At 67.0% G+C, this 24,371-nt stretch carries 23 protein-coding genes and 2 tRNA genes; 8 read left to right on the top strand and 17 right to left on the bottom strand.

Annotated features, from left to right (window positions below; all coding sequences use genetic code 11):
* Positions 1 to 39: 39 nt before the first annotated feature.
* The 5 genes from QT386_RS04760 to QT386_RS04740 form a co-directional block, all read right to left on the bottom strand.
* Positions 40 to 1,143: a hybrid sensor histidine kinase/response regulator gene (locus QT386_RS04760; RefSeq protein WP_289272596.1), complete on the bottom strand. Its 1,104-nt coding sequence runs from the start codon at positions 1,141 to 1,143 to the stop codon at positions 40 to 42.
* Complete coding sequence (locus QT386_RS04755; protein WP_289272595.1) at positions 1,140 to 1,760, bottom strand: chemotaxis protein CheB; 621 nt, start codon at positions 1,758 to 1,760, stop codon at positions 1,140 to 1,142. The genes QT386_RS04760 and QT386_RS04755 overlap by 4 nt, the downstream gene beginning before the upstream one ends.
* On the bottom strand, positions 1,757 to 2,584 hold the full coding sequence (locus tag QT386_RS04750; RefSeq protein WP_289272594.1) for a protein-glutamate O-methyltransferase CheR: 828 nt from the start codon (positions 2,582 to 2,584) through the stop codon (positions 1,757 to 1,759). Before QT386_RS04750 ends, QT386_RS04755 begins: the two co-directional genes overlap by 4 nt.
* Before the next feature lie 13 nt (positions 2,585 to 2,597).
* Complete coding sequence (locus QT386_RS04745; protein WP_289272593.1) at positions 2,598 to 6,050, bottom strand: response regulator; 3,453 nt, start codon at positions 6,048 to 6,050, stop codon at positions 2,598 to 2,600.
* A gap of 222 nt (positions 6,051 to 6,272) precedes the next feature.
* Positions 6,273 to 6,587, bottom strand: a complete 315-nt coding sequence (locus tag QT386_RS04740; protein WP_289272592.1) for a hypothetical protein — start codon at positions 6,585 to 6,587, stop codon at positions 6,273 to 6,275.
* Positions 6,588 to 6,763: 176 nt separating this feature from the next.
* On the opposite strand from QT386_RS04740, the gene QT386_RS04735 reads away from it, so the two are divergent.
* The 3 genes from QT386_RS04735 (at position 6,764) to QT386_RS04725 (ending at position 10,398) form a co-directional block, all read left to right on the top strand.
* A complete protein-coding gene (locus QT386_RS04735; RefSeq protein WP_289272591.1) occupies positions 6,764 to 8,383 on the top strand; it encodes a right-handed parallel beta-helix repeat-containing protein in 1,620 nt (539 codons plus the stop codon).
* A 726-nt stretch (positions 8,384 to 9,109) separates the two neighbouring features.
* On the top strand, positions 9,110 to 10,114 hold the full coding sequence (locus QT386_RS04730; RefSeq protein ID WP_289272590.1) for a PHB depolymerase family esterase: 1,005 nt from the start codon (positions 9,110 to 9,112) through the stop codon (positions 10,112 to 10,114).
* A 38-nt stretch (positions 10,115 to 10,152) separates the two neighbouring features.
* Positions 10,153 to 10,398: a response regulator transcription factor gene (locus QT386_RS04725; protein ID WP_289272589.1), complete on the top strand. Its 246-nt coding sequence runs from the start codon at positions 10,153 to 10,155 to the stop codon at positions 10,396 to 10,398.
* Here the strand turns inward: QT386_RS04725 and QT386_RS04720 are convergent.
* Positions 10,395 to 11,399: an AraC family transcriptional regulator gene (locus QT386_RS04720; RefSeq protein ID WP_289272588.1), complete on the bottom strand. Its 1,005-nt coding sequence runs from the start codon at positions 11,397 to 11,399 to the stop codon at positions 10,395 to 10,397. The two genes, QT386_RS04725 and QT386_RS04720, sit on opposite strands and share 4 nt — an antisense overlap.
* Before the next feature lie 118 nt (positions 11,400 to 11,517).
* A complete protein-coding gene (locus tag QT386_RS04715; protein WP_289272587.1) occupies positions 11,518 to 11,811 on the bottom strand; it encodes a hypothetical protein in 294 nt (97 codons plus the stop codon).
* On the opposite strand from QT386_RS04715, the gene QT386_RS04710 reads away from it, so the two are divergent.
* Positions 11,810 to 12,838: a PHB depolymerase family esterase gene (locus QT386_RS04710; RefSeq protein WP_289272586.1), complete on the top strand. Its 1,029-nt coding sequence runs from the start codon at positions 11,810 to 11,812 to the stop codon at positions 12,836 to 12,838. The genes QT386_RS04715 and QT386_RS04710 overlap by 2 nt on opposite strands.
* A gap of 131 nt (positions 12,839 to 12,969) precedes the next feature.
* On the opposite strand, the gene QT386_RS04705 is transcribed toward QT386_RS04710, so the two are convergent.
* The 3 genes from QT386_RS04705 to uvrB all read right to left on the bottom strand — a co-directional run bounded on the left by QT386_RS04705 (position 12,970) and on the right by uvrB (position 15,596).
* Positions 12,970 to 13,046, bottom strand: a tRNA-Val gene (locus QT386_RS04705).
* Between the two features lie 66 nt (positions 13,047 to 13,112).
* Positions 13,113 to 13,529 carry a thiol-disulfide oxidoreductase DCC family protein gene (locus tag QT386_RS04700; protein WP_289272585.1) on the bottom strand — a complete coding sequence of 139 codons (417 nt, stop codon included), beginning with the start codon at positions 13,527 to 13,529 and terminating at the stop codon, positions 13,113 to 13,115.
* Between the two features lie 3 nt (positions 13,530 to 13,532).
* A complete protein-coding gene (gene uvrB, locus QT386_RS04695; protein WP_289272584.1) occupies positions 13,533 to 15,596 on the bottom strand; it encodes an excinuclease ABC subunit UvrB in 2,064 nt (687 codons plus the stop codon).
* Positions 15,597 to 15,771: 175 nt separating this feature from the next.
* Between uvrB and QT386_RS04690 the strand changes: the two genes are divergently transcribed.
* Complete coding sequence (locus QT386_RS04690; RefSeq protein ID WP_289272583.1) at positions 15,772 to 16,959, top strand: pyridoxal phosphate-dependent aminotransferase; 1,188 nt, start codon at positions 15,772 to 15,774, stop codon at positions 16,957 to 16,959.
* Between the two features lie 149 nt (positions 16,960 to 17,108).
* A tRNA-Asn gene (locus tag QT386_RS04685) sits at positions 17,109 to 17,184 on the top strand.
* 71 nt (positions 17,185 to 17,255) lie between these two features.
* Here QT386_RS04685 and QT386_RS04680 read toward each other — a convergent pair.
* Positions 17,256 to 18,224, bottom strand: coding sequence for an NAD(P)-dependent oxidoreductase (locus tag QT386_RS04680; protein WP_289272582.1), 969 nt, complete (start codon positions 18,222 to 18,224; stop codon positions 17,256 to 17,258).
* Positions 18,225 to 18,346: 122 nt separating this feature from the next.
* On the opposite strand from QT386_RS04680, the gene QT386_RS04675 reads away from it, so the two are divergent.
* On the top strand, positions 18,347 to 18,529 hold the full coding sequence (locus tag QT386_RS04675) for a hypothetical protein (protein ID WP_289272581.1): 183 nt from the start codon (positions 18,347 to 18,349) through the stop codon (positions 18,527 to 18,529).
* Positions 18,530 to 18,612: 83 nt separating this feature from the next.
* A complete protein-coding gene (locus QT386_RS04670; RefSeq protein ID WP_289272580.1) occupies positions 18,613 to 19,065 on the top strand; it encodes a limonene-1,2-epoxide hydrolase family protein in 453 nt (150 codons plus the stop codon).
* A 7-nt stretch (positions 19,066 to 19,072) separates the two neighbouring features.
* On the opposite strand, the gene QT386_RS04665 is transcribed toward QT386_RS04670, so the two are convergent.
* Genes QT386_RS04665 through QT386_RS04640 form a run of 6 tightly spaced genes read right to left on the bottom strand, consistent with a single transcriptional unit; the run spans position 19,073 to position 24,353 of the window.
* Positions 19,073 to 20,350 carry an MSMEG_0569 family flavin-dependent oxidoreductase gene (locus QT386_RS04665; protein WP_289272579.1) on the bottom strand — a complete coding sequence of 426 codons (1,278 nt, stop codon included), beginning with the start codon at positions 20,348 to 20,350 and terminating at the stop codon, positions 19,073 to 19,075.
* 13 nt (positions 20,351 to 20,363) lie between these two features.
* A complete protein-coding gene (locus tag QT386_RS04660; protein ID WP_289272578.1) occupies positions 20,364 to 20,645 on the bottom strand; it encodes an MSMEG_0570 family nitrogen starvation response protein in 282 nt (93 codons plus the stop codon).
* Entirely contained in the window at positions 20,638 to 21,621 is a 984-nt protein-coding gene (locus QT386_RS04655) for a sll0787 family AIR synthase-like protein (protein ID WP_289272577.1), read from the bottom strand. Before QT386_RS04655 ends, QT386_RS04660 begins: the two co-directional genes overlap by 8 nt.
* On the bottom strand, positions 21,618 to 22,190 hold the full coding sequence (locus QT386_RS04650) for an MSMEG_0567/Sll0786 family nitrogen starvation N-acetyltransferase (protein WP_289272576.1): 573 nt from the start codon (positions 22,188 to 22,190) through the stop codon (positions 21,618 to 21,620). Before QT386_RS04650 ends, QT386_RS04655 begins: the two co-directional genes overlap by 4 nt.
* Entirely contained in the window at positions 22,180 to 23,325 is a 1,146-nt protein-coding gene (locus QT386_RS04645; protein ID WP_289272575.1) for an MSMEG_0568 family radical SAM protein, read from the bottom strand. Before QT386_RS04645 ends, QT386_RS04650 begins: the two co-directional genes overlap by 11 nt.
* Positions 23,325 to 24,353, bottom strand: coding sequence for a Nit6803 family nitrilase (locus QT386_RS04640; RefSeq protein ID WP_289272574.1), 1,029 nt, complete (start codon positions 24,351 to 24,353; stop codon positions 23,325 to 23,327). Before QT386_RS04640 ends, QT386_RS04645 begins: the two co-directional genes overlap by 1 nt.
* Positions 24,354 to 24,371 lie beyond the last annotated feature (18 nt).

The following is a 24,371-nucleotide window of genomic DNA, read 5'->3' as shown; positions in this document are numbered from 1 at the left end:
ATGGATCAGGCGGTCAGCATACGCGACTTGCCGGGAGCCTCAGCTTGCCTTGGACTGGCGCGGCAGCCAGATCTCGAAGCGGATGCGTTGGTCCTCGCCGGAATGCACATCGATGCCTCCGCCATGGGCCAGCACCACCTGCTGTACGATGTACAACCCCAGGCCCAGGCCACGGCCCGAGCGGCCCTGGCCGGAGCGGAAAGGATCGAAGATGTGCGGCAGCAACTCCGGCGCGATACGACCGGCGTTGACGAAGGACAGGCGGAACTGGTCGGGCTGGCTGCCGTCCAGCAGCACCTGCAGCGGCACACCGGATTCGCCGTGATGGAAGGCGTTGCCCACGAGATTGGCCACGACCTGGCCCATGCGATCGGGGTCCCATTCGCCCTGCGTGTCGCCCTGCAACAGCAGCTCCGCCTGGCGGCCAGGGTTGCCGGCACGGCATTCGTCCAGCACGCGCTGCAGCAGCAGGCTCATGTCCATGCGCTCCGGCCGCACTGGAATGCCGCCACCGAGGCGGGCGCGGGCGGCTTCCAGCAGATCCTCGATCATGCGGGTCATGCGCATGCCGCTGGCCAGTACCATGTCGGTGGTCTTGCGGATCTTGGGGTCGGAGGACTGGGTCTGCAGCAGGCTGGCGGAGAGCACGATGGCATGCAGCGGGTCGCGCAGGTCGTGGCCTAGCACCGCCATGAACATCTCGTTGAGCCGCAGCGCCTCGGTGCGCTCATGCAGCTGCTGCGCCAGCTCCTGCTTCTGGCGGTGAAGCTGGAAGAACACTTCCGCCTTGTTGCGCAGGATATGCGGCTCCACCGGCTTGTAGAGGAAGTCCACAGCGCCGGTCTCGTAGCCCTTGAACAGGCGGTGCTGGTCGCGCGAGGTGGCGGTGACGAAGATCAGGGGGATATGGCGCGTGCGCTCGCTGCCGCGCATCAGCTCGGCGAGCTGGAAGCCGTCCATCTCGGGCATCTGCACGTCCAGTAGTGCCAAGGCGAATTCGTGCTCCAGCAACAGCTCCAGGGCCTCGCTGCCCGAGCGCGCGGTGAGGATCTCGACGCCTTCTCGGCCGAGCAGGGCCGACAGGGCCAGGAGGTTCTCCTCCAGGTCATCGACCAACAGGCATTTGACGGTGGCTTGGCTCATCTCGGTCGTTCGGCGGCAGGGGAAGCGGAGACTGGAGAGGCCAGGCTGCGCAGCAGCGCGGCCAGTCCGTCCAGCGATAGTACGTACTCAGGGGTGGCGGCGCTCTGGGCCGCCAGCGGCATGGCGGGGACCAGGGCAGTAGCGGGATCCTGTACGGCACCGAGGCCACCGGCGGCACGGATGGCCACCAGGCCGCGCGCACCGTCGTCGTTGCCGCCGGTCAGTACGATGCCCAGCAGGCGATCGCCATACTCGTCGGCAGCGGTTTCGAACAGCACGTCGATGGAGGGACGCGAGTACTGCACGGGCTCGTCCACCGACAGCGCCAGCTGCGGGCCGGCGTCCACCAGCAGGTGATAGTCCGGTGGCGCCAGGTAGACCGTGCCGGCCTGTATCGGCTCCTTGTCTGCGGCTTCGCGCACCGGCAAAGCACAGCGTGCCTGGAACAGCTCCGCCAGCATGCTGGGCCGCTCACGTGACAGGTGCAGCACGATGAACACCGCCGCCGGGAATCCGCGGGGCAATGCCGTCAGCAACTGTGACAAGGCCTCTACGCCACCGGCGGAGGCGCCGATGGCCACGGCGGCGATGTGGCGCGACAGGACGGGCGCGCTCACGGCAGGTCCTTCTTTTGGTAGATGCGGTCGGCCAGTGCGTAGTCCGCGAAGGCCTCGGCATGCGAAGAGAAGCGCAGCGACTCCTTGGCGCCGATGCCCAGGAAGCCCTTGCGGCACAGCGCCTCGCGGAACAGGCCCAAGGCGCGGTCCTGCAGCTCGCGGTTGAAGTAGATCAGCACGTTGCGGCAGGACACCAGCTGTACCTCGGCGAAGACGCTGTCGGTGGCCAGACTGTGGTCGGAGAATACGATCTGCTTGCGCAGGCTCTTGTCGAAAACGGCCTTGCCGTAGGCCGCGCTGTAGTAGTCCGACAGCGAGGAGCGGCCGCCGGAGCGTCGGTGGTTTTCGGTGAAGCCGGGCAGGCGCTCGATGTCGTAGACGCCGGCCTGTGCCATCTGCAGGGCCTGGGCGTTGATGTCGGTGGCGTAGATCAGCGAGCGCTCCAGCAGCCCTTCCTCGCGCAGCAGGATGGCCAGCGAGTAGACCTCCTCGCCGGTACTGCAGCCCGCCACCCAGATGCGCAGCGAGGGATAGGTGCGCAGCAGCGGCACCACCTTCTCGCGCAGTGCCAGGAAGTAGGCGGGATCGCGGAACAGATCGCTGACCTGCACCGTGAGGTAGTCCAGCAGCGGCTGGAACACGGCAGGATCGTGCAGCACGCGGTCCTGCAGCTGCGACAGCGTGCGGCAGCCGAAGCGGCTCATGGCCGTGGTCAGGCGGCGCTTCAGCGAGGCCTGCGCGTATCCCCGGAAGTCGTAGTGATACTTCAGGTAGATCGCGTCGATCAGCAGTTGCAGCTCGATGTCGAAGTTGCGGTGCGGCACGGTCTGGCGCTCCTTACTTCGGCATCCAGACCCGGACCAGGGACAGCAGCTTCTCCACGTCCAGGGGCTTTGCGATGTAGTCGTTGGCGCCGGCGGCCAGGCATTTCTCCTGGTCGTCCTTCATGGCTTTGGCGGTCAGCGCGATGATCGGCAGACGCTTCCAGTCCGGGTTGCGGCGGATTTCGCGCATCGCGGTGAAGCCATCCATCTCGGGCATCATGATGTCCATCAGCACCAGGTCGATCGTCGAGCCCGGCTGGCCATAGCTGCGGCGCAGCGACTCCAGCGCCTCGCGGCCATTGCGTGCGATCTCCACCTTCGCACCCTTGGGCTCCAGCACGCTGGACAGGGCGAAGATGTTGCGCACGTCGTCCTCTACCACCAGGATGCGCTTGCCCTCCAGCACCAACTCGCGGTCGCGCGCGACCTGAAGCATGCGCTGCCGCTCGGGTGGCAGGCGCGACTCCACCTGGTGGATGAACAGCGTCACCTCGTCCAGCAGACGCTCTGGGGAGCGCGCGTCCTTGACGATGATGGAGCGCGAGAAGCGACGCAGCTTCTGTTCCTCGTCGCGGGTCAGCGAGCGGCCGGTGTAGACAATCACCGGCGGGAAGGCCAGCTCCTCCTGCGCTGCCATGCGCTCCAGCAGCTCGTAGCCGCTGAAGTCTGGCAAGCTCAGGTCCATCACCATGCAGTCGAAGGTGGAAGACTGCAGTTGATCCAGGGCCTCTGCGGCACTGCCCACGCCCACGATCTGGGCCTCGCTGTCGCCCAGCAGTTGGCCGATGCTCTCTCGCTGCCGCTCGTCGTCCTCCACCACCAGCACGCGGCGCAAGACCTGCGAGGCCTTCTGCTCCAGGCGGCGGAAGGCCTCTACCAGCAACTCGCGCTTGACCGGCTTCAGCGCATAGCCGATGGCGCCCAGTTCCAGCGCTTCCTGCGCGTAGTCCGCCACCGAGACCACGTGCACGGGGATGTGGCGGGTCTGCGAGTTGTGCTTGAGCTGGTCCAGCACGCCCAGGCCGGAGTGATCCGGCAGGTTCATGTCCAGCAGGATCGCATCGGGCCGGTAGTGCGCCGCGGCGGCCAGGCCCTCGCTGGCCGAGACGGCGACGATGCACTGGAAGCCGATCTCGTGGGCCAGGTCGCGCAGGATGGCGGCGAAGCGCTGGTCGTCCTCGATTGCCAGCACCAGGCGGGCATCCTTGACCAGGCTGGCACGGTCGTCGGCGAAGCCAGCCGAGGGCAGGGGTGCTGCTGGCGGCATCTCGGCGCGGGTCGGCGCGGCCGGCAGCGGCACCGGCATGGGGGAGGGGGTGGGACGCGGCAACTCCACCGTTCCCGGTGCCGGGGCCTTCAGCGGCAGTTCCACCGTGAAGGCGCTGCCCTGTCCGGGCGTGCTCTCCACCGTGATGTCGCCGCCCAGCAGCCGCGCCAGGTCGCGCGAGATCGACAGGCCCAGGCCGGTGCCGCCGTACTTGCGGTGGGTGCTGCCGTCTGCCTGGCGGAAGGCCTCGAAGATGATGCCTTGCTGTGCCTCCGGGATACCGATGCCGCTGTCGCGCACGGTGAAGCTGATGCGCTGGCCCGGCAGGCTGCGGGTCGTCACACTGACGCGGCCCTTCTCGGTGAACTTGAGGGCATTGGACAGCAGGTTGCGCAGGATCTGCCCGAGTCGCTGCGGGTCGGTGTCGATGAACTCGGGCGTGCCCGGCTCCACGTGGATGCCGAAATCCAGGCCGTTCTGCCGCGCCACCGGCTCGAAGCCGGCCGCCAGCGATTCCAGCGTGCGCGCGACCGGCATGGATTCCACCAGCACCTCGACCTTGCCCGCCTCGATCTTCGACAGGTCGAGGATGTCGTTGATCAGTGCCAGCAGGTCGTTGCCGGCGGAGGAAATGGTCTGTGCGAAGCGCACTTGCTCCTCGCTGAGGTTGCCCTGCTTGTTGTCCGCCAGCAGCTTGGCCAGGATCAGGGAGGAGTTCAGCGGCGTGCGCAACTCGTGGCTCATGTTGGCCAGGAACTCGCTCTTGTACTGGTTGGATCGCTCCAGGTCCCGCGCCTTGTGCTCGAGGCTGGTCTGCGCGCGCTCCAGTTCGTCGCGCTGCGCCGCCAGCATCTGCGTCTGCTCCTCGAGCTGGCTGTTGGTTTGCTCCAGCTCGGTCTGCTGCGACTCCAGGCGCACGGCGGATTCGCGCAAGGCGCGGCTCTGCTCCTCCAGCTCCTCGTTGCTGACGCGCAGCTCCTCCTGCTGGGACTGCAGCTCCTCGCTCTGGCGCTGGGTTTCCTCCAGCAGTTCCTCGAGCCGGGTGCGATCGCGCGAAGTGCGCACCGCCACGGCCAGCATCTCGGAGACGCGGTCCATCAGCTCCTGCTCTTCCGGCAGCAGTGGACGGAAGAAGCCCAGCTCGATGACGGCCTGGGTCTTGCCATCCACAACCGCTGGCGCGATCAACAGGGTGGTCGAATCGGCGCGGCCCAGGCTGGAGCTGACCGGCAGGTAGCCCGGCGGCACCTCGCGTACCAGCAGCGTGCGCTGCTCACGTACGGCCTGGCCCACCAGCCCCTCCGTGGCGCGCAGTTCCGCCGTGCTGTCGTCGCCCGGCAGGGCGTAGCCGGCAAAGCGGCGCAGGCGGCCGTGATCCGGCATGTAGACCGCACCCACCTGGGCGCTCAGGAACTGGCCGAGGAAGGACAGCAGGCTCTCGCCGAGCTGGTCCAGGCGCTGCTCGCCCTGCAGGCGCATGGCCAGGCCCATCTGCCCGGCCTTGAGCCAGATCTCCTTTTCGCGAGTGCGGTAGTCGCGGGAGGCGAAGACGGCGCCGATCAGGATCAGCGCCAGCAGCAGGCCAGAGCCACCCCAGGTCACCAGCGAGGACAGGGTGGCCGCACCGGTCCATTCGTCCTGTCGAGTGGCAAGCTCCGCACGTTCGGCCGCTTCCATTTGGGTGACCAGGGTGCGGATGTCGTCCATCACTTCCTTGCCGCGGTCGGAATAGACGGCGGCCAAGGCGGCTTCGATGCCCTTGTCGCGGCGCAGGGCGATGGTGCGCTCCAGTTCATCCAGCTTCTGCTGGATCAGGTTCTCCAGCTTGTCCACGCGCCGGGTCTGCGCCTCGTTGCCCTTCATGAGATTCCGCAGTCCCTGGATTTCTCCGGGAATCTGGGCAGTGGCCTGGGAGTGCGGCGCCAGGTAGGGCTCCTCGCCGGTGAGCAGGAAGCCGCGCTGGCCGGTTTCCGCGTCCTTTACCGCCGAAATGGCACGCTGCAGGCTCTCCAGCGTGGTCATGGTGCGCGCAATCGCCTCGCGGCTGGCGCTGCGGGCCTGCAGGGCGCTGAAGGACATGCCCGCGATCGAAATCACCGCCATCACGGCTACCGCGAAGGCCAGCGTCGCGCGCGGCGGCAGCCAGGGAATGCTGCGCAGGTCGGAGACGGCGGCGGGGGCAGGCGACTGCGGGTTCATCGGCGAATCCTGTAGCGGGCGGGGACTGCCGGAAAACTTCCAGCCTTCCTGGCAATGAGTTCTCGAAGGGCGTCCGCATTGCAGATTGCACGCCCTGGAGGGTGTGGCAACGAGGCCGCCTGTATCAGCCGGACATTAGCTGATCAGGCGGCCTCAGGGCCAATGCGAAAGCGCGATTCGGTCCATGCCGGACGTGTCGCTACAGGATTCCCGCGGGATCTTCTACAGGGTCTTCAGGTATTCGATGATCGCCTCGCGCTCGGTGTCGGTGAGCACGGTGGTGAAGTCGTGGCCCTGGTTGCCCTGGCTGTACAGGTGGGTGTTGTAGATCTTGCGGGCCTCGGCCTGCTGTGGGGCCACCTGCAGGAAGATCGGCAATTGCCCCAGGTTCCAGGCCAACAGTACGTTGCCGTAGATGGCCTGCAGCACCTGCTGTACCAGCGGCGTCCCGCCGATGATGGGGTTGCAGTCGACAAAGGCCAGGGTGCCGACGCCACAGGCCATGACATCGTGTCGCTGCGTTATCTGATGGCCCATTCAATGTTTAAATGTGACTTAAGTCAAGTATTAAGGTGAAGGCCTCGGGCAGGCAGACCGTCGTCAATGTCCGAATTAAGCAATTGCCGTCCGACGCGAGCATTTGAAGCGGCCCCGTGAATTCTTAATGTGCGCAGCGTCCCAACCGGGACCATCACACCAGGGAGGGAGCTCTGATGGGTAGCAATCGCAGGATCGGGGCGCTGGCTGGCGCTCTCATGGGCATGGGCGCGCTGTTCGCCGCCACGGCGGCATCCGCCTTGAACACGACGTACTACATTGACGCCACTGCCGGAGCGGACGGCAATCCCGGCACCAGCCAGGCAGCGCCCTGGAAGACGCTGGCCAAGGTCAACGCCACGACCTTCTCGGCGGGAGACAAGATCCTGCTGCGGGCCGGGCAGCAGTGGGTGGAACAGCTAAACCCCAAGGGCTCGGGCGTGAGCGGCAATCCCATCACCATCGGCTCCTACGGCGAAGGCCCGCGCCCGATCATCGACGGGCGCGACGTGGCCGGTGGTGGCGCGGGTGGGGCCGCGGTACTGCTGAAGAGCGTCTCCTACTGGACCGTGAGCGGGCTCGAGGTCACCAACGACACGGGCAAGAACAACGTGGGCACCGTGATGCAGCCGGGCAGCAACCGCAGCGGCATCATGGTCTACAACGCCAGCGGTCAGCTCCGGTCCGGCATCATCATCCGCGACAACTACGTGCACGATGTCAACGGCTGCTTCGTCTGCACCGGCGCCAACCCGCAGACCAACGGCGGCATCGCCGTCATCGCCGACGTAATGAACGGCCTCTCCAACGGCGGCAGTAGCTTCGATGGCGTGCAGGTCCTGGACAACGTCATCGAGCGTGTTGGCCGCACCGGCATCGCTTTCAACGACTACTCGACGGGCATCCTGTTCTACATCGTGAACCAGGCCATGCTGAGCAAGAACGTCACGATCGCCGGCAACCGGCTGAAGGACATCGAGGGCGACGGCATCATCCTCTCGGGCTCGATCAACAACCTTATCGAGCGCAACCGCATCGACACGGCCGGCCTGGTCACGGTGGCAGGGACGACCCAGCCGGGCACCGTCGGCATGTTCATCGCCAAGACCACGAACAGCATCATGCAGTTCAACGAGGTCTCCGGCGTGCGCCACAACGTCGTCGACGGCCAGGCCTACGATGTCGACCTGATGGCCTACAACTCCATCGTGCAGTACAACTACAGCCACGACAACGAAGGCGGCATGGTCCTGCTGATGGGCGGAAACTTCTCCGGCTCGAACGCCACCGTGCGCTACAACCTCAGCGTCAACGACGCGTTCGTCACTAACGGCGTCTTCACGCTCTCCAGTGGCCTGCTGTCCGGCTCGAAGATCTACAACAACACGGTCTATATCGCGCCGGGCCTCTCGTCGCGCCCCACCTTCCAGCTCGGCTGGGACGGCGACAACAACAACACCTGGAGCTTCCAGAACAACGTGATCGTCAATCACGGTACGGGTGCCTGGGAACAGCCGAAGGGCCGCGGCACCACGATCAGCCACAACCTCATCTTCGGCAATCACACGGCGGGCGAGCCGGCCGACGCCTACAAGATCACCGCCGACCCGCAGATGATCGCTCCACTGACGGTGGCGCCGGACGGCCTCTACACGGTGGCGGGCTACGGGCTGCTGCCTGGCTCACCGGCCGTGGGCGCGGGTGCTTTCATCACGGATAACGGCGCGCGCGACTACTTCGGTAATCCGCTGTCGCCAGCCGTCGCACCGACACGCGGCTTCCATCAACCGAACTGAGCCGGATCCCCGCCGCGGTGCTGCGATGCAGCAGGCCGCGGCGGGTCATCAATGGCCGGAAAGAACAACTCGCGTCCGGTGCGAGCATTTGAATGCGCTCCACAAATTCCTAATCTGCGCCGGCAGGGTGTGTCGATGCAGTCTGCCGCATGAATGGAAGTGCCTTTGGCCGCCGACCGATTTTCCCGATACGAGATTTGCCCCGTCTACGAGGACGGGCAGAACGGACTGGTACAGCGCTGCGCCAGCCGCGATGCGGCATTGAAGATGGCATTCACGAGCCGGGGCAGGGCTTTCTGGTGTCTCTTCGGACTTGCGTCGGGCCGGCCGGCGATCGCCGTGGGCGACTTCTTTTCCTTTGCCGACGCATCGAGGGTCTACCAGATGATCACCGGGGTGGCTGTCCCCCAGGAAGCCCAGCCGGCTGCACCAGCATCGCCAGCCGGCACCGTGGCTCCGCCGAGGCTTGGGCGCCGACGGGCTTCGGCAGTTCCGGCGCGCGCGGGGGGCTGAGCCATTGGCCTTGCCGGCCTTCTTGAGTACTTTTGTTCCTGCGCCAAGCCACTCCCGGGCCCGGCCAGTTCCAGATATCGCTGCAGCGCGGCGCCGTTCTCCGGCGCAAGCGGCCTGACGGCACATAAAAAGTCATGGGAGGAGAGAAACATGAAGGTCATCGGCAGGCAGCATGGCCGGCTGGCAATTGCTTTCGGGCTCCTGGCGCTCTGCTTGGCCGGATGTTCAAACGGCAGATCGGACGAGGTCGAGCCGCCGGACACGAACGCGGAGATCTACTACTCCAACGCCTTCGGGCAGTACCGCAGCCTGGTCTACGTGCCGGGTTCCCTGCGGCCCGGCAATCCGGCGCCCCTGGTGGTGGTCCTGCATGGTGCCAACACCACGGCCGAGCAGCAGCGTGCGTCGAACCTGTTCGATCCGATTGCCGTGCGTGAACGCTTCATCGTGATGTATCCGGATCACGAGACCGATAGCGCCCTGGGCCAGCATCCGCTGCAGTCCTGGCATTTCTACAACCCGCTGGAGATGCAGCGGGATGTCGGAGATGCCCAGGCTATCGCGGAGCTCACGCGCCAGACCATGGCCACGTGGAACGTGGACCCGGAGCGCGTCTATATCGTGGGCATGTCGGCCGGGGGATGGATGACCAGCATCATGGGCGCGACCTATCCCGATCTGTATGCTGCCATCGGCCTGGTGGAATCCGGCGCCTACGGGATCGGCCTGGCAGGCATTGGCCAGCCCCTCGGCCCCTTGCTGCTGCGTCCCGAACTGCTGGCGCTGGCGGCCTACCAGGCGATGGGCCCGCGCACGCGCGTACTGCCGGTCATCAACATCCAGGGCGACAAGGACCCCGCCGCCACGCCCGCGAGTGGCGTACATGCCGTCCGGCAGTGGCTGATGACGAACAACCTGGTGGCGTCCGGCAACCTGAACGCTCCGTTCCCGCTGTCTCCCACGGAAACCGTCGATGTGACGCCGCCGAGTGGATATCCGTACCACATCGACATCTATCAGGACGAGGATGGATGCCGCATTCTCGAACAGGTGCGGATCGAAGAGATGGCGCACTACTGGCCCGGTGGATCGGACGACCCCCAACTGCGCGGCTTCACCGATCCGCTGGCGCCCAGCGGGGCGGAGCTGACCTGGGCCTTCTTCAAGCGCTTCCGCCTGTCGGACACCTCGCTGCCCTGCGTAAAGTCCCGGTCTTGAGCTCGCGCGGCAATGCCGGCGGACGGGGAGTGATGCGGATGCGCAGGATGCAGGTGATGGCCGGAGGTAGGGAGCCGTTGACCTCGCGCGAGCAGGCGGTGTTGTCAGGTCTGCTGACGGGAGGCTCCACGGACGATATCGCCCATGAGCTGAGCATCAGCCGCAGCACGGTGAAATGCCACCTCCGTAATATCTACGGAAAGCTAGGCGCCAGCGGAAAGCGCGATGCCGTCCGCATCGCGCGTGAAAGTGCCCTCGTGCCGTTGGAAGCTGCCAGGGGCTAGCGTTGCCCTGAACGCCAGTCGCGCGGGGCGCGGCCGGTCCAGCGCTTGAAGGCATTGGTGAAGCTCGACACCTCGCTGTAACCCAGCCGGGCCGCGACGTCCTTCACGCTGAACTTCCCCAGGCCCAGCAATTCCTCGGCGAGAGTCTGCCGCACCTCGTCCGCGATCTCGCGGAAGGATGTGTTCTCCGCCTCCAGCATGCGGCGCAGGTTGCGCGAGGTCATGCGCAGCTCCGCCGCCACGGCTTCCATGTCCGGGCCCATCGCGGGGTGGCGCAGCAGCATGTCGCGCACCCGGCCCGAGGTACCGCCCCAGGTCTTGTGCTTGGCGACGATGGCCTGCAACTGTGCCTGGCAATGCCGCAGCGTGGCGGCGTTGGCCTGGGGCATGGGGATCTTCCGGAAATCCGCATCCACCACGATCTGATGCGCAGGCGCATCGAATTCAGGTTCGAGGCCCAGAAGTTCCGAATAGAGCTTCGCATGCGGCGGCGCGCTGAAGGCGAAGCGCACCTGGCGCTTGGGCATCTGGCGCGAGAACACCTCGTCCATGACACGGGGCAGGGCGAACATGTCCCGCTCCACGATGATCTGGCGCAGCGGGGCCGGGATGTGGCGATCGCCGAAGGTGAAGACCAGATCGTTGCCGATCACCTGCTGGTGCTTTTCCACCAGGGTGAAACTCAGCTCGTGATAGCTGAGGCCAAGGTCGATGGCATCACCTGCCGTGGCACAACTGCACATGGCGAAAGTCAGCACCCCATAGACCGGCATGTGGAAGCGCGCCGCCATGCGCAGGCCCAGTGCCGGCACATGCGGAAGCTCGCGCACGATGTTGGCGATGACGGCAAATTCCTGCTGCGGGTAGATCTGGGATTCCAGTTGCAGCAACTGCTCGGGCTCGATGTTCGAGCCGGCCAGGCAGGCATGGGTGCTCAGGCCGCATTCGGCTGCCGTGTCCACCATCTGCACCACACTGTAGATGCTTCGGGAAATTTGCATGTCCTGTCACCGCGATCCGTCGCAGGGGCGCCTGGAGTGTCCGAACATCACAACCACGCTTGTTCACCCAGTATCCAGAGGCATGTTCGCGTTCGCCGAGCAGATCGGCCGCTAAGCCTCAATATTCGCGTGAAATTTTGGGAAAGTCATCTTTGCTCCTTTCATGCGCTGGAGGCGGCGTGCTGGGCAACGTAGCGTTTCCGGAAATCACATGAATCGTCCGGAAGGACACCTTTGCAGCCCATTCCACGGCCGGGACAATGGCTGAAGGAGAGCCTTGCAGGGCCGTGGCCGGATATGTTTCATGCCGCAGGGTCAGCATGGCAGGGCAGGGGCGATGCGAGGAAAAGTTGCCGATGAATGCAGTGATTGCGGGTGCCAGCCGGACATGGGTTTTGGTCACTCTTTGCATGGCCGCGTTGCTGTCGGGCTGCCATGACTCCACGGCCCCATCCGGGTCAGCCGGTGGCGAGACTGTGGAGATCCGCTACGGCAGCGGCATCAACGAGTACCGGGCGCTGGTGCACATTCCCGCGAGCTACAGGCCGGGCACGCCGGTGCCCGTGGTGGTCAACATTCACGGCTGCGCCCAGACCGCCGAGCTGCAGCAGGCCGGGACCCTGTTCGACGAGATTGCCCAGCGCGAGGGCTTCATCGTCGTCTACCCCGATTTCGTCGATCAGGACAGCCACCCGCTGGTCTGCTGGCGCTTCTACCTGCCGACCGAATGGACCCGCGGCCAGGGCGATGCCGCTGGCGTCGTCGGGCTGACGCGCATGGTGATGGAGCGCTGGTCCGTCGATCCGGAACGGGTCTACGTCACGGGGGGATCGTCCGGCGCCTTCCTGACCAGCATCCTGGGTGCCGCCTACCCGGACCTCTACGCGGCCATGGCCAATCTCGCGGGTGGCCCCTATGCCTCCACCTTCCTCGACGCCGCCAATCCCCTGATCCCGGCCCTGGCGAACCCGGCCTTGCAGGCGCAACTGGCTTACCTGGCGATGGGTCCGCGTGCTCGCATAGTCCCGCTGCTGGAAATCCACGGCGACGCGGACACCACGATCTACCCGGTGAACGGTGACAACGCCGTGCAGCAGTGGCTGATGACCAACAACCTGGTCGCATCGGGATCGAGGACGGGCCCATTCCCGCTGACCCCCAGCGAAACGAAAGCCTATGACCAGGGCAAGGACTTCCCCTACGAGGTGGATGACTATCGCGATCCCGAGGGATGCCTCGTGGTACGTCATATCCGCATACAGGGGCTGCAGCACCTGTACCCCGGCGGCTCCGACGACCCGGACCTGCCGGCCTTCATCGAGCCCCGCGCCATGAGCGCGTCGGAAGCCGTGTGGGACTTCCTCAAGCGCTACCGAAAGTCCGGCACCTCGCTGCCTTGCGTGGAAGGCAACCCGGCGGCCGGAGCAGGGGAGCCTTGAACTCAAGCAAGGGGTGAGGCTCATGGATGAACCAAACAACCACGCCCCGGGGGGGCGATGGTGAGAGTCCGAGGAGGGTGGCCCAACGAAAAAAGCCCCCGATCATCTCGGGGGCTTTCTACCAACTAAGTTGGTAGGCGCGATTGGACTCGAACCAACGACCCCTACCATGTCAAGGTAGTGCTCTAACCAGCTGAGCTACGCGCCTATGGGTCTTACGAAGGGCGCGAAAGATACCTGTTTTAGCCGCGGTGGGCAACTTCCTGCTGATTTTTCAATCAATGAAGCGTTCTGCCGCCCCCGGGGCCGGCAGTTCGCAGCGGTCCTTGCGCCCGAACCAGCGGTAGCGGTTGCGCGCTACCAGACGGTAGGCCGGGTCGCGCAGGAAGGTCGGCACCAACCATAGCAGGCGGACCAGCGGCCAGACCCCGCCCAGCTGGCCCAGCACCCGCAGTACCGCCGACGAGTCGACGTAGGCGCGGCCGTGTTCCAGGTACAGGAAGCTGGCCGGATCGGTCGGGTCCAGGCCCTGCGCGGCCAGCAGACGGCTGCCGCAGGCACCTTGCATGGGCGCGAAGTGAAACAGCGCCTGCCGGTCCCGCCGGAGCAGGAACTTCACCCAGCCGTCGCAGAAGCGGCAGGCGCCGTCATAGACGATGACCCGCGAGGGCAAGGCCTGGTCGACGGACATGGCTCAGTTCGGGTTCATCAGCGCCTGTTCGCGCAGCTTGCGGATCTGGTCGCGGATCTTGGCCGCCGCCTCGAACTCCAGGTTCATGGCGTGCTGCTTCATTTCCTTCTCCAGCTTGGAAATGCGCTTGGCCAGTTGCTCCGGCGGGATGACCTCGTACTTGGCGCGGGCCTCAGCGGCCTTCAGCGTGGGCACCAGGTCCTCGTAGCCGTAGCGCATGACGTCGGCGATGCGCTTCTGCACGCCCTTGGGGGTGATGCCGTGGGCCTGGTTGTAGGCCACCTGCTTCTCGCGGCGGCGGTTGGTTTCGCCGATGGCGCGCTCCATCGAGTGGGTCATGCGGTCCGCATAGAGGATCGCTTTGCCGTTGAGGTTGCGTGCCGCGCGGCCGATGGTCTGGATCAGCGAGCGCTCGGAGCGCAGGAAGCCTTCCTTGTCGGCGTCGAGGATCGCCACCAGCGAGACCTCGGGCAGGTCCAGGCCCTCGCGCAGCAGGTTGATACCCACCAGCACGTCGAAGCTGCCCAGGCGCAGGTCGCGGATGATCTCGGCGCGCTCCACCGTGTCCACGTCGGAGTGCATGTAGCGCACCTTCACGCCGTTGTCGTGCAGGTACTCGGTCAAATCCTCGGCCATGCGCTTGGTCAGCACGGTGACCAGCACGCGCTCCTGGGCTTCCACGCGCACTCGGATCTCGCCGAGCAGGTCATCCACCTGCGAGGAGGCCGGGCGGATCTCGGTGGGCGGGTCGATCAGGCCGGTGGGGCGCACCAGCTGCTCGGCAATGGCGTCGCCGGACTTCTCCAGCTCGTAGGGGCCCGGCGTGGCGGAGACGTAGATGGTCTGCGGCGCCAGGCGCTCGAACTCGTCGAAGCGCAGTGGCCGGTTGTCCAGTGCCGAGGGCAGGCGGAAGCCGTACTCCACCAGCGTCTCCTTGCGCGAGCGGTCACCCTTGTACATGGCGCCGAGCTGCGGCACGGTGACGTGCGATTCGTCGATCACCACGATGGCATCCGGCGGCAGGTAGTCGAACAGGCAGGGCGGTGCCTCGCCCGGGCGTCGCCCCGAGAGGTAGCGCGAGTAGTTCTCGATGCCGTTGCAGTAGCCGATCTCCTGGATCATCTCCAGGTCGAAGTTGGTGCGCTGCTCGATGCGCTGCAGCTCGATCAGCTTATTGGCCTGGCGGAAGACCTTCATGCGGCCATCGAGCTCCGCGCGGATTTCGTCCATCATCGCCAGGATCTTCTCGCGCGGCGTCACGTAGTGCGTCTTGGGGAACACCGTGACGCGTGGCACCTTGGCGCGGACCTCGCCGGTCAACGGGTCAAACAGCGAGATGGTCTCGATCTCGTCGTCGAACAGCTCCACGCGCACCGCCGCTTCGCTTTCTTCGGCGGGGTGGATGTCGATCACGTCGCCGCGCACGCGGTAGGTGCCGCGCTCCAGCGCCATCTCGTTGCGCGTGTACTGCATCGTGGTCAGCTGCCGGATCAGTTCGCGCTGCGGCAGCTTCTCGCCTTTGATCAGGTGCAGCGTCATCGAGAAGTAGCTCTCGGGGTCGCCCAGGCCGTAGATCGCCGAGACCGAGGCCACGATGATCGAGTCCTTGCGCGTCATCAGCGCCTTGGTGGCGGAGAGGCGCATCTGCTCGATGTGCTCGTTGATCGACGAATCCTTCTCGATGAAGGTGTCGGTGCTGGCGATGTAGGCTTCCGGCTGGTAGTAGTCGTAGTAGCTGACGAAGTACTCGACCGAATTCTCCGGGAAGAACTCACGGAACTCGCCGTAGAGCTGCGCCGCCAGGGTCTTGTTGGGCGCCAGGATCATGGCCGGACGCTGCAACTGCTGGATGACGTTGGCGATGGTGAAGGTCTTGCCCGAGCCGGTCACGCCCAGCAGGGTCTGGTGGGCAAGGCCGTCCGACAGCCCCTCGGCCAGTTGCGCGATAGCCGTGGGCTGGTCGCCGGAGGGCTTCCAGTCCGCTTTCAGGTGAAAACGGTCATCCGCGCGCCGGGCCAGGCGGGCGGTCTTTACGTCGGAAAGGGTTTCGCGGGAGCCTTCTTTCATGGGAGGCAGGGCGGGGCAGGCGGGGACCTAGCATAACTGGGGGCGAACCCCCGGGGTTCAATGCCGCCGCCCGGCCGCGGGCGGGGTGGGTTGCCTTTTGCCCGGGCAGGTAGGCGCCGCCGCCCCCGTCCGGTATCATTCCGCGCGCTTTTTCGACCCCCAAAAAGGAATCGCCGTGGAACTGACTCTCGCCCTCCGCAACAGCCGCATCAAGCCTTCGCCGACCCTGGCCGTCACCGCCAAGGCCGCCGAGCTGAAGGCGCAGGGCAAGGACGTACTGTCGCTGGGTGCCGGCGAGCCGGACTTCGACACTCCCCAGCACATCAAGGACGCCGCCCACGAGGCGATCAAGAAGGGCTTCACCAAGTACACGCCGGTCGGCGGTACCGCCAGCCTGAAGAAGGCCATCATCGACAAGATGAAGCGTGACAACGACCTGGACTACAAGCCCAACCAGATCCTGGTCTCCAACGGCGGCAAGCAGTCCTGCTACAACCTGTGCCAGGCCCTGCTCAACGCCACGGACGAAGTGATCGTGCCGGCGCCGTACTGGGTGTCCTACCCGGACATGGTGCTGCTGGCCGACGCCACCCCGGTGTTCATCGAGACCACCGCCGAGCAGCGCTTCAAGATCACGCCCGAGCAGCTGGAACGGGCGATCTCGCCGCGCACCCGCATGATCTGGCTGAACTCGCCGTCCAACCCCTCCGGCATGGCCTACAGCCGCGCCGAGCTGCTGGCGCTGGGCGAGGTGCTGCGCAAGCACCCGCAGATCGTCATCGCCACGGACGACATGTACGAGAAGATCCTGTGGACCGCCGAGCCCTATGCCAACATCATCAACGTCTGCCCGGACCTGTATGACCGCACCGTGGTCATCCATGCCGTGTCCAAGACCTACTCGATGACCGGCTGGCGCATCGGCTGGGCCTGCGGCCCCGCTAAGCTGATCACCGCCATGGCCGACATCCAGAGTCAGTCCACGTCCAACCCGAACTCCATCGCCCAGGTGGCGGCGGAAGTCGCGCTGTCGGGCGACCAGACCTGCGTCACCGAGATGGTCAAGGCCTTCAAGGCTCGCCACGATGCCCTGGTGGCGGACCTCAACACGGTTCCGGGCGTGCACTGCCTGGCCGGCGACGGCACCTTCTACGCCTTCCCGAATGTGGAAGGCCTGATGGCCAAGCTCGGCTGCAAGACCGACCTGGAGCTGTCCAACCTGATGCTGGAAAAGGCCCTGGTCGCCGTGGTGCCCGGTTCCGCCTTCGGCGCCCCCGGCCACCTGCGCCTGTCCTTCGCCACCTCCGACAAGGTGCTGAAGGGCAGCGTCGAGCGCATGAAGGCCCTGGCCGCCGGAGCCTGAGCCGGCTCCGAGGTTGCCGCTCGCCCTGAGTTCATCGAAGGGCGGGCGGCAACCCTTTGACCTCCGGTCAAAAAGTAACCTGTAAGTCTTTGAACGCGAGGCGGTATTGCAACTGCGGTCTCGCCTCACTACAATGCGCACCCCGCTGTTCCGCGATAGCTCAGTCGGTAGAGCAAGTGACTGTTAATCACTGGGTCCTTGGTTCGAGTCCAAGTCGCGGAGCCATTTACAAGGTTTTATGAACCAAGCAAGAAGCCCAGCCGAAAAGCTGGGCTTTTTTGTTTCCGCCGCCCGGCTTACCGGCCATACGGCGAGTGCTTCTCGATATGCCGGTTCGCCAGCGGCGCCACCAGCCGCATCAGGTGCCGCCTGAACCCCACGCGCTGCCGCATGGCTGCGAAGTAGTCGTCCAGGCTATGGCGCTGGAACCGCAGCAGGGCCTGGCTCTCCTGCGTGTCGAGCCAGTCGCCAAAGAAGTAGCTGGGGCCGGGGCGGAATTTTTCCGGCTTCAGCGGGCCCAGGCCCATGGTGCCGATCAAGCGGTTGTAGAAATCCAGGGCGCGGGTGCGGCAGCACTCGTCGCCGCCGATGAACAGCACCTTGCCGATGGCGGCATCGCAGTCCACGGCGTTGGCAAAGGCCAGGCCGGCGTCGTCCATGTGCACGAACTCCGCGCGGCCGTCCACCGTGGCCTCGAACATGATGGCCAGTTGAGTGGGGTCTCCGGTGCCCAGGTCCATGGGCGGGCAGGCGGCGATACGCAGGATCGACCACTGCAGCGCGCTGGCCCGGATCAGTTCCTCACAGCGGACCTTGGTCTGGCCGTAGTGGTCGGAGGGGGAAGGCGGCAGGTCCACGGTGAGCGGTGGCTGGCGGCGGTGCTGCTCCTGGCCGGCCACGCCCATGCTGGAGGCAAACACCAGCCGGCGTGCCTGCCCGGATTCCTCCATCGCGCGGATCAGCCCGGCGGTGGCGTCCACATTCACGGCGGTGGCCAGGGCCGGGTTGTGTTCGGACAGCGGCGGGATGATGCCGGCCATGTGTACCACGGTGTCCACGCCGGCCAGGCTGGCGCGGATGACCTCCGGCTGCTGAAGGTCTCCCCAGATCACGCGCACGCGGTCGCCGAAGGTGGCGGCGGTACGGCGGTTCTTGTCGGAGGCCAGCTCCAGGCAGACCACGTGATGCCCGGCTGCCAGCAGGTGCTGCAGGACGTGGGTGCCGATGTTGCCGAAGGCTCCCGTCAGGAGAACGGTCTTGGACATGCTTGCTCCAGGTGGGGGACCCGTGGCCCCGATAATCTGGCACAAGTTACCTGCCGGCCCCTTCCCGAATCCCCCTGCAAACGCAGTGCGCCTTGCCCGCCTTGGCACTTGTCGGACGGTCCATGTCCAAATACCTGAAAGGACCGATGATGGCCCAGGCCCGCAAACTGCTGCCCATGTCCGAGAGCGTCCGAAACTGGCTGTTTCTGGTCCTGGCCTTGCTGCTGGTCGCGCTGGCGGCCTGGACTTTCAGCGGCCCGTCACCGGAGCTTTGCATGGACGGTGAATGCCATCAGGTTTTCTGAGCCGCGCCGCCCGGGCGCGCAGGCCAGTCACCGCTGCGGCCAACGGCGCTAGGATTCACCGCCAACCCTGACCGAGCATGCCCATGGCCAGCACCCGCAAGAGCAAAGTGGAATCCATCGCCAAGCCGGACGCCATCGTCTCGCGCTTCCTGCACGCCATCGCGGACCGCGACTACGCCACCATGGCGGCGCTGCTGGATCCGGACCTGGTCTACACCAACGTCTCGCTGCCCACGATTCGTGGCGGCGAGAAGGCGGCGCGCCTGTTCGAGCAGGGCCTGCGCCGCGGCGGTGGCTTCGGCGTGAAGATCCACTCCATCGCCGTCAACGGCGACACCGTGCTGACCGAGCGCACCGACCTGCTCAAGGTCGGCCCCTTCCAGATGTGCTTCTGGGTCTGCGGCACCTTCCGCGTGCAGGACGGCCGCATCGTGCTGTGGCGCGATTACTTCGACTGGATGGACATCGGCCGCGCCTCGCTACGCGGCGTTGCCGGCATCGCGCTGCCGGGCCTGCGCGCACGGCTGCCGGGCTGAAGCCGTATCAGGCTGCTGCGGCCTCCGGCAGGCCCGCCAGGCGGCTGATGCTGCCGAGCAGGTGTTCCGCATCCTTGCCGACATCGGCCAGCCGGCCCGAGCCCCAGGTGTTCTGCCAGGACAGGCCCAGGAAGTAGGCGCCGGGCACCGGCGTGACGCCGCGGCGCTGCACCGGGTGGCCGCGGCCGTTGAACACCGGCAGGTCCACCCAGCCGTAGTCCGGTGTGAAGCCGATGGCCCAGACGATGCTCGTGATGCCGGCGGCGGCGTAATCCAGCGTGGTGACTTCCTCGGCAGGTGCCCAGGGCGGCTGGTAGGCCGGCTCCTGCGGCGCGTCGATGCCAGCCTGCGCGATGTACTGGTCCACCAGCGTGCGGATGTTGTTGTAGGAGCGGTCCGCCTCGTCCAGGTTGTGGCGCAGATCGGGTGCGAACAACAGCTGGCTGCCGTCCACGCCGCGGAACGAGCCGTGCAGCTTCATGCCCTCCAGCGCACGCCGGCGCAGGTCGATCTCACGGCCGCCATCGCGGCCGGTGAGATAGTGGTTTGTCTTTTCCCGCACCGTGGCCTTCTGCGGGTGATTCTCGTAGGGGATGTCGTAGTAGCCCGACTCGGTCAGCCAGTCGGTGACTTCGCGGCCGCGGTAGATGCGCGGCGAACGCGGCGCCCGGCCGACGCAGAGATGCGCCTGGCGCCCGGCCAGGTGGATGTCCTCTGCGATCTGGCAGCCGGACTGTCCGCTACCCACCACCAGCGTCGCGCCGGGCGGCAGCGACTGCGGGTTGCGGTAGCTGGAGGAGTGCAGTTGCAGGATGTCCGCCGGCAGGCGCTCGGCCTCGCGCGGGATCACCGGCTTCTGGTAGACGCCGTTGGCCAGTACCACCTGCTCGGCGATCCAGGCGCCGGCGCTGGTGGCCAGCAGGAAGCGGCCGTCGGCACCGCGCTGCAGTTGCGTCACCTCCACGCCTTCCAGCACCGGCGGGTCGAAGCGCGCCACGTAGGCGTCGAGGTAGTCCACGATCTCCTCGCGCAGCATGAAGCCCTGCGGATCGGGGCCGGCGTAAGGGTGGCCCGGCAGGCGGCACTGCCAGTTGGGCGTCACCAGGCAGAAGGAATCCCAGCGTGCCTTGCGCCACTCGCTGAAGCAGCGGTCGCGCTCGAACACCACGTGCTCGATGCCGGCCTGCTTCAGGTGCCAGCTCATCGACAGACCGGCCTGCCCGCCGCCGACGATGGCGACGGGGATGCGGCGGGGTTCGGGTACGGCGGAGATCGGGGTACTCATGGACATCTCGGGCTCAGGATTCGAAGGATTCGACGACCACGTGGCCGCCGTCGGGATAGAGGGTGGCGCGCTGCTCGATGGCGCGGATCTGCGCCAGCGCCTGGCCGCAGCCGAAGCCGTACTTCTGCGTCACGCGGGCGCTGGCGTGCTCCAGCGCGGCGCGGCTGCGCTCGACGAAGTCCGCCAGCGGGTAGCGCCGCCCGGGCTCGAAGGCCTCGCGGATCGTGCTGGAGGGCGAGTAGCAGCGGCTGGTGGAGTCGTCGGGCCAGCGCACCAGGAACAGGGTTTCAGGCATGTCGCCGCTCCGGCAGTGACGTAGGGCCGCAGCCGATGACGGCCTCGCGGCGGAAGTCCCAGGCCAGGGCATGGCTGCCGCCGCCTTCGAGGACCAGGCGCCGCGTGTCATCGCAGCGGCCGATGGCAGCGCAGGCCAGGTCGCGGCCGCGGAAGCGCGCGATCACCTCGTCTACGTGGCGCGGCGGCACCGACAGGATGAAGCCGTAGCTGGGGAAGGCCGACAGCAGCCAGCGCTGCGGATCGGCGCCCGGCGGACAGGGGATGGCGTCCAGGTCGATGAGCGCGCCGATGCCGGAGCATTCCAGCAGCATCATCGCGGTGCCGATCAGCCCGGCCTGGCTGATGTCCTTGGCGGCGGCACAGAGGCCGTCTTCGGCCAGCGTGGGCAGCAGTTCCAGGTCGCCGCGCAGGCGTGCCGGGTCGGTGCCCACGGCGCAGTTCCAGTGCGGAAAGGGTTCGCGGTAGGCGCCGCGCAGGTCCACCGCGCAGAGCAATACGTCGCCCGGCTGCGCGTCGAAGCTGCAGAGCAGGCGCCGCGCGCGGCCCAGGATCGACACCGCCAGGTTCTCGCCGCTGCCGCGCAGGTTGCTGTGGCCGCCCACCACCGGCACGCCGTAGGCGGCCGAGGCCGCGGCCATGCCGGCCAGCAGCGGCTGCAGTCGTTCGGCGTCGCGCGCCCAGACCGCATCCACCACCGCCAGCGGGCGGCCGCCCATGGCGTAGATGTCGGACACGTTAACCATCACGCCGCACCAGCCGGCAAACCAGGGATCGCGCTCGACGAACTCCGGGATGAAGCCCTCGATGGCCAGCAACTGCCAGCCCTCACCATCGGGGATCGCGGCGCAGTCGTCGCCCACCGGCACGTCGCTATGGGCGCCGACGTCCAGCGCCTGCACCACGCCGGTGATGTCACGCTTCTGCGCCAGCCCTCGGCTGTCGTGCAGGGCGTCGACCAAGGCATGCGGATTCATGCGGCGCGCCGGGGCATGGAGACGAAGCCGGCGGCATCGCAGGGCGGATAGTGCGCCAGGTCCGCCTGCATGCGGTGGTGTGGCCGGCCGTGCAACTCGATCTGCTCCAGCGTGCGCCAGTGCAGGCGCTGGAACAACGGCGCGTTCTGCGCCTGCACCTGCGCGGTGAAGCGCCAGGCGCCGCGGGCATGCGCCATGCCCACGGCCAGGCGGATCAACTCGCTGCCCAGCCAGGCCACGCGGCGGTAGTCCGCGTGCACCGCAAGCCGCGAGCCCTGCCATTGGCCGGGCGCACTCTCGTGGATGCGCACCGTGCCCACCACCTGCTCCGGCATGCCGGAGAGGCAGGACACTGCCACCAGCAGCAGCGCCGTGCGGTCGACGATGTCGCGGTCGTCGCGTCCGAACAGGCCCTGCTCCGCGCAGAACACCTCGCGGCGCAGGCGCAGCGCCTCGCGCCGCTCCCAGCGTTCGGTCGCGGGTTTCACCAGGTACTCGCTGGGCAGGAACAGGCCCGCGCCGCTGCCGCCGGCGGGCGCCCAGTCCAGCAGCCCGCCGTCAGCCGGCATGGGCGCGCACCTCCGCGGCGCCCTGCTCGTAGGAGGCCAGAGAGGAGCAGGCGCCACACTTGCCGCAGCCGGCCTTGATGTCGGCCGACTTCAGCCCGCCCGCCACCAGCATGCGCCCCAGCGGCGCCAGCAGGCCGCGCATGGCCGCCGCGCTCGGCGAAGGGTGCTGCGCCAGCGGCGTGCCGCCCACCGGCACGAAGGGCACCACGAAGGGATAGACGCCCAGACCGATCAGGCGCTCGCACATCTCCAGGATCGCCGCGTCGCTGTCGCCCAGGCCGGCGAGGATGTAGGTGCTGACCTGGCCGCGGCCGAAGACCTGCACCGCGTCCTCGAAGGCCTTCAGGTATTCCGGGATGGTGACGCTGGCCTTGCCCGGCATGACGCGCTGCCGCACCTCCGGCGTGACCGCTTCCAGGTGCATGCCCAGGGCATCCACGCCGGCGTCCTTCAGGCGCAGGAACCAGGCCGCGTCATCCGGTGGCTCGCACTGCGCCTGGATCGGCAGGTCCACCGCCGCCTTCACCGCGAAGGCGCTCTCGCAGAGTATCTCCGCACCGCGGTCGGTGAAGTTGGGTGTGCCGGTGGTCATCACCATGTGCTTCACGCCGTCCAGCAGCACCGCCGCGCGCGCCACCTCGGCCAGCTGCTCCGGCGTCTTGCGGTTGATGGTGCGGCCTTCCCTCAGTGACTCGCCGATGGCGCAGAACTGGCAGGAGGTGCTGCGCCGGCCATAGCGGATGCAGGTCTGCAGCACCGTGGTGGCCAGCACGTCGGCGCCATGCAGTTGCGCGATCTTGGAGTAGGGTATGCCGTCCAGGGTCTGCAGCTTGTAGAACTTCGGCTGGCGCGGGAATTCCACGCGGCCCACCGCCAGGCCGTTGCGCTCCAGCACGCTGACGCCGCGTGCATCCGGTGCCCGCGCCAGGAAGGGCGAGGCCAGCGCCGCGTCGCCGTGCACCGGCACCATCACCGTGCGGCCTTCCACCGTCACGGCCTTGTGGTCGGTGGGGCCGGCGCCACCCTTGCGCGCGGCGGCGCCGGCCTGCGGGTTCTCCAGGCGCAGGCCGCTGGCCTGCAGTTCGGTGATCAGCTGCTGGCCGAGGGCGGCCAGGGGCAGGGCGGCGGTTTCCATCAGTGTTTCCCCATCAGGCTGGCAATGGCGCTCATGTAGGCAGACTCCACGCCGTCGGCGGCGGGAAGCGGCATGGGCTTGGGTGCGGCCGTGGCGGCGGGCAGCTCGGCCAGCGGCGCGGTGGCGCGGCGATCCAGCTGCAGGCTCAGCAGCTCCGGCCGCGCGTAGTGGCCCACCGAATCCATCATTCGTTTGCGCTTGTCGATCAGCGCGAAGTCGAGATCGGCGATCACCAGGCCCGCGCCGTCGCGCAACGGTTCGGCCAGGTGCTTGCCCTCCGGCGAGATGATCGCCGTGTAGCAGCCGCCGTTGAAGGCCTTCTCCATGTCGGGCGAGGGTGCGGCGGCCTTCTTCTGTTCCGGGGTCAGCCAGGCGGTGGCGTTGACCACGAAGCAGCCGGACTCCAGCGCGTGGTGGCGCATGGTCACTTCCATCTGCTCGGAGAAGATCGGCCCCACCAGCGAGCCCGGGAACTGCGAGCAGTGGATCTGCTCGTGCTGCGCCATCAGCGCGTAGCGCGCCAGGGGGTTGTAGTGCTCCCAGCAGGCCAGGGCGCCAACCGTGCCCACGGCGGTCTCCACCGTGCGCAGGCCCGAGCCGTCGCCCATGCCCCAGACCATGCGCTCGTGGTAGGTGGGCGTGATCTTGCGGCGCTTCAGCGCCAGCGCGCCGTCGGCGTCGAATACCAGCTGCGTGTTGTACAGCGTGCCGTGGTCGCGCTCGTTGACGCCCAGCACCACCACCATGCCGTGGCGCCGCGCGGCCGCGGCCACCGCGTCGGTGACGGGGCCGGGCACGGTCGGCGCGTGCTCGTACAGCTTCAGGTGGGCCGCGCCCATCGTCACTGCGGGAGTGACGAAGGAGAAGTAGGGGTAGTAGGGCACCACCGTCTCGGGGAACACGATCAGCTGCACGCTTTCGCGCGCGGCCTCGGCGATGGCCTCCAGCACGCGGCTGACGGTGCCGTCGGCGCTGTCCAGCTCGGGATTGAGCTGGACAGCGGCGGCGCGGACTTTTCTCGCGGTCATGGCGATGGGCTCCGTGCT

The organism is Solimonas sp. SE-A11 (genome assembly GCF_030345715.1).
In the GTDB taxonomy this organism is placed as follows: Bacteria; Pseudomonadota; Gammaproteobacteria; order Nevskiales; family Nevskiaceae; genus Solimonas_A.
Note: the sequence above shows the minus strand (reverse complement) of the source record. Positions and strands in the feature narration are given on the sequence as shown.

What these genes read in the sequence shown, in the direction of transcription:
- QT386_RS04760 (WP_289272596.1), bottom strand. Translation starts at nt 1,143, where the DNA reads ATGAGCCAAGCCACCGTCAAATGCCTGTTGGTCGATGACCTGGAGGAG.
- QT386_RS04745 (WP_289272593.1), bottom strand. Translation starts at nt 6,050, where the DNA reads ATGAACCCGCAGTCGCCTGCCCCCGCCGCCGTCTCCGACCTGCGCAGC.
- QT386_RS04740 (WP_289272592.1), bottom strand. Translation starts at nt 6,587, where the DNA reads ATGGGCCATCAGATAACGCAGCGACACGATGTCATGGCCTGTGGCGTC.
- QT386_RS04735 (WP_289272591.1), top strand. Translation starts at nt 6,764, where the DNA reads ATGGGTAGCAATCGCAGGATCGGGGCGCTGGCTGGCGCTCTCATGGGC.
- QT386_RS04725 (WP_289272589.1), top strand. Translation starts at nt 10,153, where the DNA reads ATGCGCAGGATGCAGGTGATGGCCGGAGGTAGGGAGCCGTTGACCTCG.
- QT386_RS04720 (WP_289272588.1), bottom strand. Translation starts at nt 11,399, where the DNA reads ATGCAAATTTCCCGAAGCATCTACAGTGTGGTGCAGATGGTGGACACG.
- QT386_RS04710 (WP_289272586.1), top strand. Translation starts at nt 11,810, where the DNA reads ATGGCCGCGTTGCTGTCGGGCTGCCATGACTCCACGGCCCCATCCGGG.
- QT386_RS04715 (WP_289272587.1), bottom strand. Translation starts at nt 11,811, where the DNA reads ATGCAAAGAGTGACCAAAACCCATGTCCGGCTGGCACCCGCAATCACT.
- QT386_RS04700 (WP_289272585.1), bottom strand. Translation starts at nt 13,529, where the DNA reads ATGTCCGTCGACCAGGCCTTGCCCTCGCGGGTCATCGTCTATGACGGC.
- uvrB (WP_289272584.1), bottom strand. Translation starts at nt 15,596, where the DNA reads ATGAAAGAAGGCTCCCGCGAAACCCTTTCCGACGTAAAGACCGCCCGC.
- QT386_RS04680 (WP_289272582.1), bottom strand. Translation starts at nt 18,224, where the DNA reads ATGTCCAAGACCGTTCTCCTGACGGGAGCCTTCGGCAACATCGGCACC.
- QT386_RS04675 (WP_289272581.1), top strand. Translation starts at nt 18,347, where the DNA reads ATGTCCAAATACCTGAAAGGACCGATGATGGCCCAGGCCCGCAAACTG.
- QT386_RS04670 (WP_289272580.1), top strand. Translation starts at nt 18,613, where the DNA reads ATGGCCAGCACCCGCAAGAGCAAAGTGGAATCCATCGCCAAGCCGGAC.
- QT386_RS04665 (WP_289272579.1), bottom strand. Translation starts at nt 20,350, where the DNA reads ATGAGTACCCCGATCTCCGCCGTACCCGAACCCCGCCGCATCCCCGTC.
- QT386_RS04660 (WP_289272578.1), bottom strand. Translation starts at nt 20,645, where the DNA reads ATGCCTGAAACCCTGTTCCTGGTGCGCTGGCCCGACGACTCCACCAGC.
- QT386_RS04655 (WP_289272577.1), bottom strand. Translation starts at nt 21,621, where the DNA reads ATGAATCCGCATGCCTTGGTCGACGCCCTGCACGACAGCCGAGGGCTG.
- QT386_RS04650 (WP_289272576.1), bottom strand. Translation starts at nt 22,190, where the DNA reads ATGCCGGCTGACGGCGGGCTGCTGGACTGGGCGCCCGCCGGCGGCAGC.
- QT386_RS04645 (WP_289272575.1), bottom strand. Translation starts at nt 23,325, where the DNA reads ATGGAAACCGCCGCCCTGCCCCTGGCCGCCCTCGGCCAGCAGCTGATC.
- QT386_RS04640 (WP_289272574.1), bottom strand. Translation starts at nt 24,353, where the DNA reads ATGACCGCGAGAAAAGTCCGCGCCGCCGCTGTCCAGCTCAATCCCGAG.